This window comes from Candidatus Nitrosopumilus sp., assembly GCF_028278985.1.
Taxonomy (GTDB): domain Archaea; phylum Thermoproteota; class Nitrososphaeria; order Nitrososphaerales; family Nitrosopumilaceae; genus Nitrosopumilus.
In genome coordinates this window covers 133,451-145,834 of the sequence record NZ_JANQTA010000002.1, presented here as the reverse complement: position 1 = coordinate 145,834, position 12,384 = coordinate 133,451, and the positions used below count along the sequence as shown (strand labels likewise).

Genomic DNA, 12,384 nt, shown 5'->3' with positions numbered 1-12,384 from the left:
TTATAAATACTGAAAATTACTTTTCTATTTTATGCCTCATGTGACGTTAGATTCTAGAATAGATCTTCGTGAATTATCGAAAAATTTTGCTCCTATTTTCCAAAAATCACCTTTAATTAAAATCTCGGATATCTATGTTGATAAAAAAGGATTTTCTGCATTACTTCCAACTGTAGTAATTGATGATAAGCATCAGGAATTTTTCATTCAAATCTCAACCACTGAAGAGAAAACAACCATACGATTATGTGTCCAGACTGAAACCATTAAGACTGACGCTGTAAAATTGTCTCTAGTTTTACTTTACAAACAAGTTATAGAAATTTTCCCTTCATTAAACATTCTTCATTCAAATCTATTTGATTTTATTGAAATGGAGGTTAATTCATGAGTTCTTTTACTTTGCGTAAGTCTTCAATTTTATCTCGTGATGATCTTTTTAAAATTAGCACTGATGTTTCAAATTTCCATAATGTATTTCCAAAATATTTCAAATCAATAAAAATTATTGATGAATCTGATTATGTTAAAACTGCATATGAGACGATTCATTTTCTTGGAATGAAAACTCATGTTAAAACTAGACATGAAATATTTTCTCCTGACACCCATAATGTATACATTTTATCTGGTCCACTTAGCGGCACTTCATTTGTTGAAAAATATACTCAAGATTCTACTGGTTCCAAGGTTGAAATTAAAGTTCATTTGAATTATCAAAAAATTTTTTCAGTACTGCCTTTTTTTACAAAATTAATATTCAAAAGAATGAACAATGTTTTTGCTGAATTTATTACTGCTTCTGAAAACTATTTTGAGAAATCCATTCTCTCAAAATAGATTCATTTTTTTTCGTTAATTTTTAACTATATTCGGCTTTGATTATCAAATAATCATGCGTTTCGTAGCATCTTTGGAACTTCTTCCAATCCCACATCTCCGATAACTGTACCTTCAAATTTTCCTGGCTTTTCAATCTGCATTGCATATCCTCCTATCAACACGGGAATGTCAAATTCTGCCTTAATTTTTTTGACCAATCTTTGACCAGCTCCAATATTATCTGGTAGTGTGATTGAAATCAATACAACATCTGGTTTATTGTTGTTAATGAAACTCAAAATATCTTCTGTTGGAATTGATGTTCCCATATTGAATACTCTGAAACCTTTGATTGATAGATATGTCTCTAAAACATCACATCCCAAATGGTGCTCTTCTCCTAGGGGTACACAAATGAGAACTTTTTTCTTCTTACCTGATCCTGAAACTTGATCCATAATTATTCTTACAAGTGTTTGAGCAACGTTACTTGCTACATGTTCTGTAGCAATACTGATTTTCTCACTAGCCCAATCATCTCCAATTTTATACATTACGGGTTTGAGAATTTTATCAAAGAAACTAGAAGCACTAAACACCTTAATGTATTCATCATAAATTTTGATGCATTCTTGAATATTGCCGTCAGTTAGTTTCTTGTATAATTGCTGTTTTGATTTCTTGGTTGCATCCTCTCTCTTTTTGATGTCTTCTGGATTGTGAGCAGCTAGGGCAGATAATACCTTAGGATCATTTCTATATTCCTCTGGAATATCGTCTTTGATTACTTCAGAAGCCTTGCCCAAATATTTTATAATTTCTTGCTTTGATGTACTCTTTTTTGAGTCCCATACGCTTTTTACAAGATAGAGATACTGATCTGATTTTACTTTTTTAGCACGAATGTATACCATGCTATCTCTTTCCGGATTGGATATATAACTAATGCTAACTGCAAAAACTAGTGCCAAAATAAATTATTTTACTTACTTGTTTGGCCACTAGATAGTAAATTTATCACTAGTTAAATATGATTATTGAAAAAATTTTTCATGTACTATGGAGCAATGACATAATGATGTCCCAATCCGTGATGAATGAATCAAAATTGCCCCCTTTTTCTATTCTTGTTACTGGTTCAACCGGTTTTATTGGCTCTAGATTAATTTCAAAATTATCTGCAAATGGATGCACAGTTCGTGGTTTAAGCAGAAAAAAAATTGAAAATTCTAAAAATGTAAAATATGTTCAAGCAGATGTCTTTGATCTTGATGAATTAACTAAGGCTATGGAGGGGGTAGAGATAGCTTACTATTTACTCCATTCAATGGAGGGAAATAAAGACGAGTGGCAAGAGTTTGCTTCACGAGAGAAAATTCAAGCTCAAAATTTCTTAAAAGCTGCCACACATTCAGGTGTTAAAAGAATAATCTATCTGGGAGGATTGGTTAACGATGGCCCTGATTTGTCTCCTCACATGCAAAGCAGAAAAGAAGTTGGTGAAATCCTTGCATCTGGAAATATCCCTGTAACTGAATTTCGAGCATCAATAATCATTGGAGCACAAGGTGGCTCATATGCAATGCTTCGATATTTGGTAGAGAGGCTCAGAATAATGGTTTGTCCATCCTGGGTAAAATCATTGGCTCAACCAATAGCTGTTGATGATGTAATTTCATACCTTGTTGAAAGCATGTCAAATGAAAAAACAACTGGAAAAATTTTTGAAATTGGCGGTCCAGATAAAATGACTTATGAAGAATTAATGCGAGTCTATTCAGCCTATCTAAATAAAAATTTGTTCGTTTTGCAAATTCCTTTTTTGACTACTCGTCTATCTTCTTACTGGGTCGATTTGATTACTCCAGTAAAAGCATCTCTTGCTCGCCCTCTTATTGATAGCCTTGTACATGATACTGTTGTAACAGATGATTCAATTACAAAGATAATTCCTATTAAATTGAAATCAGTTAGAAATGCAATTGATATTGCAACCAAAGAAATGAAAGCCTCTCCTCCTGTTGCAGAACAAAAAGAAGAAAAAACTGGTTTTAAGATTAACCAAAAAATCATCCAAATTTCGTTAGTATTACTAGGAATTTGCGGCAGTAGCTACTATTGGTTAGATGATAGGCCTGAGGTTTACCAACCCCTTTGGATTTTGGGAACTTTGGCTTGGTATTCTGCTATTGGGGTATCTATTGCTTTTATTCATTATAAAACTAGATTAGGATATCTTATTGCAGGAGTGTTGTCCTGGGTGACCCTTGCATTTTGGATGTTTGATAATTTCTATGTTGTATTTGATACTTCCATAATTGCATCGCAACCAAATGAACTAATGACAATTCGAAATTTTGTTGGCATTGTAATTGCAGCAGTTACTGTGATTTCATCCCATAATTTGTTTCATAAGGTAATAGATTATCAATACAAAGGAAAACCCATCTAAGATTATTGAATCTCTTCTTTAATTTTGGCCATAATCTCATTTGTCCTTTTTAACAAATCATCCATACTTGATTCTCCTACGAGGGTCTTTGCCATGTAATTTCTTAATCAAAAATAAACATAACCTGTAGTGTGTTATTTTTTGTTACAATCTGTATTTTCGAGCCTAGATTCATTTTTTGATGATTCTTGAAAATGACTCTTCTGAAACTTTCAAATTTTCTGTTTTTGATGGATTCATGATTTTTGCTAGTATCTCGATTCCTTCTATTGTTCTAATACTTGGTTTGCTGAAAAATGAATTTGCATCAACTGCATAAACTTGGTTCTTTTTTACAGCCTCTAGCGAATTCCATTTTTCATCATTCATCAATATTTTTTCATATTCTGAAATTGTTCGCTTTGTATCAAATCCACATGGCATTAGGATTATCAAATCTGGCATTGCTTTTGAAATCTCTTCAAAGTCCATTCTTCTTGAATGCTCTCCAGTTTTACTGATCATATTTTTACCTCCTACGATTTCAATCATTTCTGGTACCCAATGACCTGCAGTAAAAAATGGTTCCATCCATTCAATTACTACCACTTTTAATTGCGAATCACTTTTAATTTTTTTAATTTCTTCAATTCTATTTTCTAATCCTTTGGTAATTTCTTTTGCCTTGTTTTCTAATTCTAAAATTTCACCTAATTTTGTCACTGATTCGATTATCTCTTGAACATTATGAGGGTCCATAGAATGCAATTCAGGTTTTTTCTCTAAAATCTGAACTGCTTTGTTAACCTGATTTGTATACGCGGCACAAACCTCACATGTTTCTTGTGATATAATTAGATCAGGATTTGCTTTTTTGAGATTTTCTTCATTAATTTGAAAAATATCTTTTCCTTCTGAAAGTAATGTACATGTAACTTTGTCAATTTCTTTACTGGATAAATTTTCTGAGTCAACTATTGAACTAATTACTTGAGGTTTTGTAATTGCTTCCTTAGGATATTTGCACTCATGAGTTACTCCTAGTAGTTTCTCTCCTATTCCAAACTCAAATAATAATTCAGTTGCACTGGGAAGAAATGAAACAATTCTATTTACTCTCATGCTGTTTTTTCTAAATTATCCTTTAAACATCATCCGTTCACTAATCGTCAATTTTGCTAATTAGTCACTTTAATAGGCTCAATTTAGGCATGAAAATCAATGTCTTCGGATTCTCAAGAGATTCGCCGTTCCATTTTGACAAAATGGCATGAGACACTTTCTAAATATGCAAATTTGTATTCCTCTGATTCTGTTTCTGGAACTAGTCCTCCTTCGGTTTTTGTTGGCTCTTATAGCTATCCCAAAGTGTTTGTGGGACCAATGGTTCCACCTGTTCACGGTGATACGAGTTTGCTTGATGCCCCTGAAAAATGGAAAGGCAAGTCATTAGAAGAAATAGTTAATTTTAGATTGAATCTAGTACGGGGAATTCAAAAGATCCCGATTGAACAGACTGATGGAAAATACATTGAAAATCTCCAAGAATTTTCAATGTCTTCAAAACCTACTGATTCTGAACTGTCTTTTTCAAAAGTAATTTCCTCCAATGTTTCACTAGATGGTGAAAGTGCGCCCTTTGGTCCAATTGGGGAATTGACATCTGCAAAATTCTCTTCCACTTCAGCTGTAAAACCTATTGAGAAAGTGTTCTATGATAAGGATCTAAAAGCTCAAGATGCAATTGTAAATCTATATAATTCTGGAATTGATATTTCTAAAATTCAAAAATGCTTTAGCATTGGAATGATGGGTCAAAAAAGAAAACTTGTTCCAACAAGATGGAGTATTACTGCCACTGATGATATTATTTCAAAATCTCTTCAAGAATCTGTTTTGGGATATTCTTTAATTGATTCTTGTCGAGTATTCTTCTATTCTCATTTGGGGAATTATTTTAGCGTCATTTTATTCCCTCACAGGTGGGTTTACGAAATGATTGAAGCCTGGTATTCAAACGGAGTTTTGGGATTTGGTTCTGACTTTGAGGATGCACGTGGAATAGATCATTCTCCTGCAATAGCTGGAGCCTATTTTGCTGCAAAATTAGGCGTTTTGGAATATTTAGAAAAAAATCATCTGCAAGCTGGTGTCGTAATTTTAAGAGAAATCCGACCTGAGTATGCTATTCCTGTTGGGGTTTGGCAGGTAAGGGAGGGAATACGAGAAGCAATGAATCAGTCTCCTATCATTGTAGATAGTTTTGAAGCTGCTCTGGATGTTGCTTCAGGCAAATTAAGCATTAGCAAAAATGAATGGCTATCTCATGGAAATATCTCTAGACTTTTGAAGCAAACTACAATGTCGGACTTTTTCTAGCTATTTTGATAAAAATGAAAAAATATTTCCTGGTTGAGGATCAGAGTAAAGCAAAAAGTATGTTTGACTTGCTAGATACGTATTGTTGAATCTGTAAATAATTGGATTAATTTCTGCTAGCGTTTTTCCAATTGTAATTTTATCTTCTTTAAATTCCTCAAGCAGTTTGAAAAATACTTCTTTCTCGTTTTGACTAAAGTATTTTGAGAAATATCCAAAAATATGCAATATGACATTTGCATGAGTTTTGGTTGTAGGCGCATTAACTAATGCCTTATTCAGATGAATTTCATATTCTCCGATAATTTCTTTGATTTTGCCTTTTTTGTATTTTGCAACAATGTTTCCAAGTATTTTTAACTGCTCTTGATCCTTTGACATGATCATATACTTGTTCATTGCTTGAAATGAAACTAGGTCCTTTATTTTACTGGATTTTTTTACTTCTGCAAATCTTTCCATAATGAAATCAGTGATTTCTTTTTCACTTAATCTGTGGATGTTTTCCTTTACTGTCATTTGTTTTTCAGTCACTTATGATGTTCGATTCTGTTTACATATAAAGCGGGAATCTCTTTTTTTCGTTTACCACTAGTAAAATCCTATTTTTACCACTAGTTTGATTTTTACCACTAGCTTATATACAATGAACGCAAATTTGCATTAATGAAAACCGCAATTACCGCAATCGCAGCAATTCTTCTAGTTGCTTCAACAGCATCTTATGCTTATGCCGAAGTTCCAGGATGGGTAAAGAATAATGCAGGTTGGTGGGCAGATGGAACCATTTCTGAATCAGAATTCCTCACAGGAATTTCATTTTTGATTAGTGATGGAATAATTCAAGTTCCTCCAACCACAGTATCTTCTGAAACCTCTGATGGAGTTCCAGCTTGGGTTAAAAACAGTGCAGCATGGTGGGCAGATGGAACCATTTCTGATGGTGAATTTGTAAATGGAGTTCAACATCTAATGTCCCTTGGTTTGATTTCTGTTTCAACCAGTGATGAATCTCAGGAATCGATGAGTGATACTTCATCTGATTCAGAACTCGCTGCTCTTGAAGCAGAACTTGAAAAATGCTCTGAAATAACCAAAGCATACAAACGAATTGATTGTGAAAAACCAGTTAAACAAGCAATTACTGTTTATCAATACAAACAGAATGCTGAAAAATTTGTTGTAGGACCAATTACTTACTATTGGAAAGGAATTGGATCTGAAGGAAATGAATTTGAAATCAGTCCAACTGGTCAACCAATCTTATCAATTAGAATGCTAGCAGAAAACAATAGTTCTGATATTGTTGCACTAAATTGTACAAGTCCATCAATCTGTAGTTATGATGTTTGGGATGGTTCTAAATCCTTCAAATATTCTGGAATGGACTTTACAAGTGGTCAAATTGTTCTAAATCCTGCAGATTCTAGAGAATTCAATATTCTTTTTGGTCCAAACATTGGATATGGTGGAACTCAATTTGAATATGACCCTTCAAAGTCATACATCTTTAGAATCAACGAACAATTTGGAAGTACCAACGTACCTCTCCCACTGGAGTAACAATACTCCTTTTTTATTTTTGATCCATTTAGATCCCTTCAAATGATAGGGCATAAATCCTAGATTTTTACAAAAATATTGGGAAATGAGTACAGATGATTCGTCAAATGAATTTTCAAAATATGGTGTTTATGATGTCTCTGAACGACTAGACTTATTCCTGCCAAATATATCGATAAAATTTGAACGAGTAAGTGAAAATGCATTTTTCTATTCTAGGGCTGATTCTGAAGGAAATGTTTCTGAAAAGATGATCCCTGCAAAATCTAATCAAATCCAAATTGAATTGGCTCCAATTAGGCCTCTAAATCATCCTGCAAGACGAACAAACTATGTCTTTTTGAAATTTGATAAGGAAATTTATCTAAGCGAAGACTCTGCTGCAACCATCTATGTTCATTGCCCAATTGAAATTGGTATATTTCTAATTCATGACCAGCACCGTGAATCTCTTGATTGGGTAACATGTAATCCCCTAAACTCTAGATTTGGATTGTATGGTCCTCCTGATACTGGAACGTTGTGTAAATTAGCAGAAGTTAGTTTAGCCACTGACATGTCTGATTCAATCTCATATGTTGAAGGAGTAATGAAAATTCTAATTGAAAACAGTTTGAATACTGGTCAAAATTTTAGTAAAGTAATTTTCCCAATCACTGACCATTCTGTTTACTATGATGATTCAAAAGCAATACTTGATGGACTAAAAGTAACTTTGAAAAAGCGAGCTGTTGTTAGTGTAGCTGATGTTCAACCAGAAAAAATCCAAACTGATTGGATAGAATCTCCTACATGGGAAACGTTTTCTAAACACACAACTGTGGAGATGGGTTTAGAATGACTCCTTTGGATTTCTTACAAAGTTTATCTGAAATAGAGATTGTTGGTGGTTTAACTGTTCTTTCACTATTGATTGGTGGAATAATTATGGCAGTTGGAATAATTGTTGCAAAAATTGCAAAGATGATATTTTACAAATACTATGCACCAACATTACCTCAAGATACTGCAAAAAATCTTAGCAAGATAATTTATTTTGGAATTATAATTATTGCATTTCTTACATTTACGTCAAGTCAAGGTCTTGATCTTTCTGGTCTGCTAGTTGCTGGTGGAATCTTTGCAGTAGTGATTGGATTTGCAACCCAATCCGTTGTATCTAATTTAATTTCTGGAGTTTTCTTGATGGTTGAAAAGCCCGCAAAGCATGGCGACACATTACAAATTCCTGACATGGGAATATCTGGAACTCTTTTAGATATTGGAACTTTTTCAAGTCGTGTTAGGAAATTTGATGGTACTGTCATTAGAATCCCTAATGAAAAATTCTTTACATCCAACATTCGTTCATTGACATCTTCCACTGTAAGAAGAGCAGAAGCAATGGTTGGTATCGCATACAAAGATGACATAGAACAGGCCATTGCTGCCATAAAAAATGAGATTAGGATGACCATGCCTTTTGTGTTAATGGTTCCTGAACCTGAATTTCGAGTTGAAGAATTGGGTGATTCGAGCGTAAATATCCAGGTATTGGTATGGCACCCAAGAGATGACTGGAGTCAAGCTCAACCAATTTTGCTGACCACTGTTAAGCGGGCATTAGACAAAACCGGAATTGAGATTCCTTTCCCACAACGTGTTATTTGGGAAGCAAAAGAGTAGATTATGCAGCAGAGGCTACAATATTCTTTTTCTCTTCTCTTTTCTTTTTGATAAGACTGAACATAATCATTCCAACATTTACAATTGAAACAATTTCAATCAAATCAACTCCATACAAAAACCAGTCAATCACTGGATGAACTCTTGAAACAAGTCCTGCTTCTAACATAATGTCTGCATTCCAAATCATATGTGGAACTTGAATGAATTGTATTATTGCAATAACAATAATGCTTCCAAGAATTTTGTTTTCATACCATTTCCAAAATTTATTCCATGCGTTCATGTATCTATTTTATTTTTTATTCTATTAAACACTCTGAAAATTAGATGAAACTAATTAGACTCTCCTAATTTTTTTAGGAACAAAAATTATTAGTTTGTACTAATTAGTTTGAACTAATTTTTGTTTTTTTATTTTGTATATGATAATTGGAATTAAAATTATGGATGAACAAACACTAAAGAAAATAATTACTGCATTAAAATCATTTACAAATAATTTTGTTTGTAACCATGCTGTTGGTAAAACTGTAACAAAATCTAATGCTGAAAAATCTTCAATTGTTCCAACAGCTAAACTATATTTTCCATTTTGATTCTTTTCATCAATTACTATTATGAAATATTTTCCATCATTTGGAAGTTCAAAATTTACTTCTTGTCTTTCCCAATAGGTTACTTGACCAAAGGGCTCATAGAATTCTTTACTTGGAAAATTTCCTTCATATAGAATTTTTTCTGTAAATGTCATTTTTTCATTTGTAACAATCATTGTAGGTGAATACTCTTCTAATCCAATTATCTTGGGAACTACGATGCTGGCATAAAATGAATCTCCTTTTTTGGCCTCAAAAGTATAGTATTTTGCTTCATTTACGCCTAAATTGTCGTAAATTGCCCAAGAAATCTTATGATCTGGAATTTCTAGCGCAAGTTCTTTTTCTATATGTGAACCGTCATGTGAAATTAGTTTATGGGCATAAGCTGGACTGAGACAAAAAATCATTACAAATAATATGATTAAAAATATCTTGGTGACAAAGAGTCTATTTTATCTAAAATTTTGAAAAAAATGTAAAAACTGAAGTCGCAATTGAAATTACTCCTGATAAAATATTTCATTATGATTATTCAATGAGAATGAGGGATATCTAGCATTGGATGAGGAATTATGTCCTACATGTGGCTCTAAAAATCATTACATGGAACCTGACTCTGAAGCAATGCATCGTTGCAGTAATTGTAAAAAATTTTGGTTCTCTTAACTAAGAATCTGCTTTGATTTTTTCTTTTCTTACCCAGATAGTTTTTCCTTTATGATCAATTAATTCGATATTCATTTCATTAATTTTATCTCTAATTTTATCTGCTTCCTCAAAGTGCTTTTCTTTTCTTAACTCTTCACGTTTCAAAATCAATGAATCGATTTCTTCTTTTTCTGCTGATGTTATTTCGGGAGTTTGTAATCCTAGAATTTGAGACATTCTTTGGAATTCTTTCATAATGTTATCTGCATTGAATTTGTTAAGGACGCCATCTGCTGCCATTCTGTTTGTTTCCTTAACAAGTTGGAAGAATGCTGATAATGCTAAGTGAGTGTTTAGGTCATCATCTAATGCATTATCAAAATTCTCTCTGTTTTGTTTGATGATGTCTACTGCATCTTCTCCTTCTTGTTCTTCAGCGTGAATTAATTCAAAATAGCAAGTTTCAGCTTGTCTCCACTTTGTAAGATTTTCTTTTAGCAACTCTTCAGAATAATCAATTGGTTTTGAATAATGACCTGATAAGCAAAATAGTCTGATAATATTAGGTCCCCAGTTTTCTAAGACATGTTTAATTGATTTGATATTGCCCAATGATTTTGACATTTTTTCTCCTTCGATGGTAACCATTCCTACATGCATCCAAGTTTTTGCAAATGATATTCCGGTACATGACTCTGATTGTGCGATTTCATTTTCGTGGTGTGGGAAAATTAGATCTCTTCCACCACCATGAATGTCAAAATTTTCCCCTAGATACTTTATACTCATTGCAGAACATTCAATGTGCCAACCAGGTCTGCCTTTGCCCCAAGGACTATCCCATATTGGCTCTATATCTGAAAATTTCCATACTGCAAAATCTAATGGATCTTTTTTTGCATCGTCTATTTCGATTCTTGCCCCGGTTTGCAACTCGTCAATTTTCTTTTTAGATAATTTACCATACTCTGGAAATTTAGACACTGAAAAATATACTCCGTTTTTTGATTCATAGGCAACTCCTTTTTGGATTAATTTTTCAATGAATTCTATGATGTCATCAATATGCTCAGTAGCTTTGGGATAATTTGTGGCTCTTTTGACATTTAGTCCATCAAAATCCTTAAAATAATTTTCAATGTATCTTGTACTGATTTCTTCAGCTGATGTATTTTCTTTTGAAGCCCTATTGATGATCTTATCATCTACGTCAGTAAAATTTTGTATGAATTCAACCTCTACATTTTTTTGCTCTATGTATTTCCTTAATACATCAAAAACAATTATTGTTCTAGCATGTCCTATATGTGATTCGTCATAAACTGTAACTCCGCAAAGGTAAATTCGTAGTTTTTTTGAAATATCTAATTCTTGTTCCGTGTTTGATAATGTATCTTGTATGATCATTTTATTCTCTGTCTGGTTTTTGAGGTAGTAATCTTTTGTGTTCACTGTTTTGATATAATTGGTAGATTTTACTTACTGTAGTCTCATCAATTTCTGTTTTTTTGGCAACTTCTTCTACAGTCATTTTTTTATCAATTAAACAATACAGAATTGAATCAATTTCTTCATATGTTTTACCTAATTCAGATTCAGCTTCATGATCTTTCCACAAGTGAGGACTACTTTTTTTGGTGATGATATTTTCCGGAACTCCTAAAAATTTTGCAATTTCTCTGACTTGAAGCTTGTAAAGTGAAATTATTGGAGTAATGTCAGATGCACCGTCTCCGAATTTTGTAAAATACCCTACATTGTATTCACTCTTGTCACTGGAACCTAATACCAGATAGTTTTTGGCATTTGCATAATAGTACAAAATATTTGTTCTAACCCTTGCTCTAAGATTGCCCTTTGCTTTTTCATTTGGTTCAAGGTACATTCCATATTCAGTCACAATTGGTTTGATGTCAATTAACTTGTATTCTATTCCTGTTAATGATATCATCTTCATAGCATCTTCTGTTTCTGAGCTTGGAGTAATTGATGTGTCTGGCATTATAATGGCAATTGTTTTTTCTTTGAGTTTTCTTTTGCAAATATAGGCAAGTACTGCTGAGTCAATCCCTCCACTTAATCCTAAAATCAACCCTTTTGCATTATTTTTCTCAATTTCATTTATCAGAAAATTTTCAATTTTTTCTGTTATTACATCATAATCTTGATTTTTAATTTCATCAATAATCTCTTTATTCAATAGCCTGATTTGGAGAATTTCAGAATAAAAATCCTGTCAAAAATTAGTTCATTTTGAACACACATTATTCCAAA

Annotated in this window: 14 protein-coding genes; 7 read left to right on the top strand and 7 right to left on the bottom strand. The window is 32.8% G+C overall.

Annotation, left to right across the window (positions count from 1 at the left end):
* Positions 1-31 precede the first annotated feature (31 nt).
* Both Q0941_RS01610 and Q0941_RS01605 read left to right on the top strand, forming a co-directional pair.
* Positions 32-391, top strand: coding sequence for a hypothetical protein (locus Q0941_RS01610; RefSeq protein ID WP_299290701.1), 360 nt, complete (start codon positions 32-34; stop codon positions 389-391).
* Positions 388-840, top strand: a complete 453-nt coding sequence (locus Q0941_RS01605) for a hypothetical protein (RefSeq protein WP_299290699.1) — start codon at positions 388-390, stop codon at positions 838-840. The genes Q0941_RS01610 and Q0941_RS01605 overlap by 4 nt, the downstream gene beginning before the upstream one ends.
* Before the next feature lie 53 nt (positions 841-893).
* Here Q0941_RS01605 and Q0941_RS01600 read toward each other — a convergent pair whose 3' ends face one another.
* Positions 894-1,736, bottom strand: a complete 843-nt coding sequence (locus Q0941_RS01600) for a cobalamin-dependent protein (protein WP_299290697.1) — start codon at positions 1,734-1,736, stop codon at positions 894-896.
* A 164-nt stretch (positions 1,737-1,900) separates the two neighbouring features.
* Here Q0941_RS01600 and Q0941_RS01595 point away from each other — a divergent pair, with 164 nt between their 5' ends.
* On the top strand, positions 1,901-3,274 hold the full coding sequence (locus Q0941_RS01595; protein WP_299290695.1) for an NAD(P)H-binding protein: 1,374 nt from the start codon (positions 1,901-1,903) through the stop codon (positions 3,272-3,274).
* A 171-nt stretch (positions 3,275-3,445) separates the two neighbouring features.
* Here the strand turns inward: Q0941_RS01595 and Q0941_RS01590 are convergent, their stop codons facing one another.
* Positions 3,446-4,375: a cobalamin-binding protein gene (locus Q0941_RS01590; protein ID WP_299290693.1), complete on the bottom strand. Its 930-nt coding sequence runs from the start codon at positions 4,373-4,375 to the stop codon at positions 3,446-3,448.
* 99 nt (positions 4,376-4,474) lie between these two features.
* Here Q0941_RS01590 and Q0941_RS01585 point away from each other — a divergent pair, with 99 nt between their 5' ends.
* Complete coding sequence (locus tag Q0941_RS01585; RefSeq protein WP_299290691.1) at positions 4,475-5,632, top strand: hypothetical protein; 1,158 nt, start codon at positions 4,475-4,477, stop codon at positions 5,630-5,632.
* Here the strand turns inward: Q0941_RS01585 and Q0941_RS01580 are convergent, their stop codons facing one another.
* Positions 5,633-6,166: a YbgA family protein gene (locus tag Q0941_RS01580; protein ID WP_299290689.1), complete on the bottom strand. Its 534-nt coding sequence runs from the start codon at positions 6,164-6,166 to the stop codon at positions 5,633-5,635.
* Positions 6,167-6,298: 132 nt separating this feature from the next.
* On the opposite strand from Q0941_RS01580, the gene Q0941_RS01575 reads away from it, so the two are divergent.
* The 3 genes from Q0941_RS01575 (at position 6,299) to Q0941_RS01565 (ending at position 8,860) form a co-directional block, all read left to right on the top strand.
* Positions 6,299-7,195 (top strand): peptidase, encoded by an 897-nt coding sequence (locus tag Q0941_RS01575; protein ID WP_299290687.1) that lies wholly within the window; start codon positions 6,299-6,301, stop codon positions 7,193-7,195.
* 85 nt (positions 7,196-7,280) lie between these two features.
* Positions 7,281-8,036: a DUF432 domain-containing protein gene (locus Q0941_RS01570; RefSeq protein ID WP_299290686.1), complete on the top strand. Its 756-nt coding sequence runs from the start codon at positions 7,281-7,283 to the stop codon at positions 8,034-8,036.
* Positions 8,033-8,860, top strand: coding sequence for a mechanosensitive ion channel family protein (locus tag Q0941_RS01565; protein ID WP_299290684.1), 828 nt, complete (start codon positions 8,033-8,035; stop codon positions 8,858-8,860). The genes Q0941_RS01570 and Q0941_RS01565 overlap by 4 nt, the downstream gene beginning before the upstream one ends.
* A gap of 1 nt (position 8,861) precedes the next feature.
* Here the strand turns inward: Q0941_RS01565 and Q0941_RS01560 are convergent, their stop codons facing one another.
* The 4 genes from Q0941_RS01560 to Q0941_RS01545 form a co-directional block, all read right to left on the bottom strand.
* The gene (locus Q0941_RS01560; RefSeq protein ID WP_299290682.1) at positions 8,862-9,146 is read right to left on the bottom strand and encodes a hypothetical protein; all 285 of its coding nucleotides are present in this window, start codon (positions 9,144-9,146) and stop codon (positions 8,862-8,864) included.
* Positions 9,147-9,245: 99 nt separating this feature from the next.
* Entirely contained in the window at positions 9,246-9,869 is a 624-nt protein-coding gene (locus tag Q0941_RS01555; RefSeq protein WP_299290680.1) for a hypothetical protein, read from the bottom strand.
* A 259-nt stretch (positions 9,870-10,128) separates the two neighbouring features.
* Positions 10,129-11,517, bottom strand: coding sequence for a cysteine--tRNA ligase (cysS, locus tag Q0941_RS01550; protein WP_299290678.1), 1,389 nt, complete (start codon positions 11,515-11,517; stop codon positions 10,129-10,131).
* Position 11,518: 1 nt separating this feature from the next.
* Positions 11,519-12,310 (bottom strand): NAD+ synthase, encoded by a 792-nt coding sequence (locus tag Q0941_RS01545; RefSeq protein ID WP_299290676.1) that lies wholly within the window; start codon positions 12,308-12,310, stop codon positions 11,519-11,521.
* Positions 12,311-12,384: the final 74 nt, after the last annotated feature.

What these genes read in the sequence shown, in the direction of transcription:
- Q0941_RS01590 (WP_299290693.1), bottom strand. Translation starts at nt 4,375, where the DNA reads ATGAGAGTAAATAGAATTGTTTCATTTCTTCCCAGTGCAACTGAATTA.
- Q0941_RS01570 (WP_299290686.1), top strand. Translation starts at nt 7,281, where the DNA reads ATGAGTACAGATGATTCGTCAAATGAATTTTCAAAATATGGTGTTTAT.
- Q0941_RS01575 (WP_299290687.1), top strand. Translation starts at nt 6,299, where the DNA reads ATGAAAACCGCAATTACCGCAATCGCAGCAATTCTTCTAGTTGCTTCA.
- Q0941_RS01595 (WP_299290695.1), top strand. Translation starts at nt 1,901, where the DNA reads ATGTCCCAATCCGTGATGAATGAATCAAAATTGCCCCCTTTTTCTATT.
- Q0941_RS01600 (WP_299290697.1), bottom strand. Translation starts at nt 1,736, where the DNA reads ATGGTATACATTCGTGCTAAAAAAGTAAAATCAGATCAGTATCTCTAT.
- Q0941_RS01565 (WP_299290684.1), top strand. Translation starts at nt 8,033, where the DNA reads ATGACTCCTTTGGATTTCTTACAAAGTTTATCTGAAATAGAGATTGTT.
- Q0941_RS01555 (WP_299290680.1), bottom strand. Translation starts at nt 9,869, where the DNA reads ATGATTTTTTGTCTCAGTCCAGCTTATGCCCATAAACTAATTTCACAT.
- Q0941_RS01585 (WP_299290691.1), top strand. Translation starts at nt 4,475, where the DNA reads ATGTCTTCGGATTCTCAAGAGATTCGCCGTTCCATTTTGACAAAATGG.
- Q0941_RS01560 (WP_299290682.1), bottom strand. Translation starts at nt 9,146, where the DNA reads ATGAACGCATGGAATAAATTTTGGAAATGGTATGAAAACAAAATTCTT.
- Q0941_RS01610 (WP_299290701.1), top strand. Translation starts at nt 32, where the DNA reads ATGCCTCATGTGACGTTAGATTCTAGAATAGATCTTCGTGAATTATCG.
- Q0941_RS01605 (WP_299290699.1), top strand. Translation starts at nt 388, where the DNA reads ATGAGTTCTTTTACTTTGCGTAAGTCTTCAATTTTATCTCGTGATGAT.
- cysS (WP_299290678.1), bottom strand. Translation starts at nt 11,517, where the DNA reads ATGATCATACAAGATACATTATCAAACACGGAACAAGAATTAGATATT.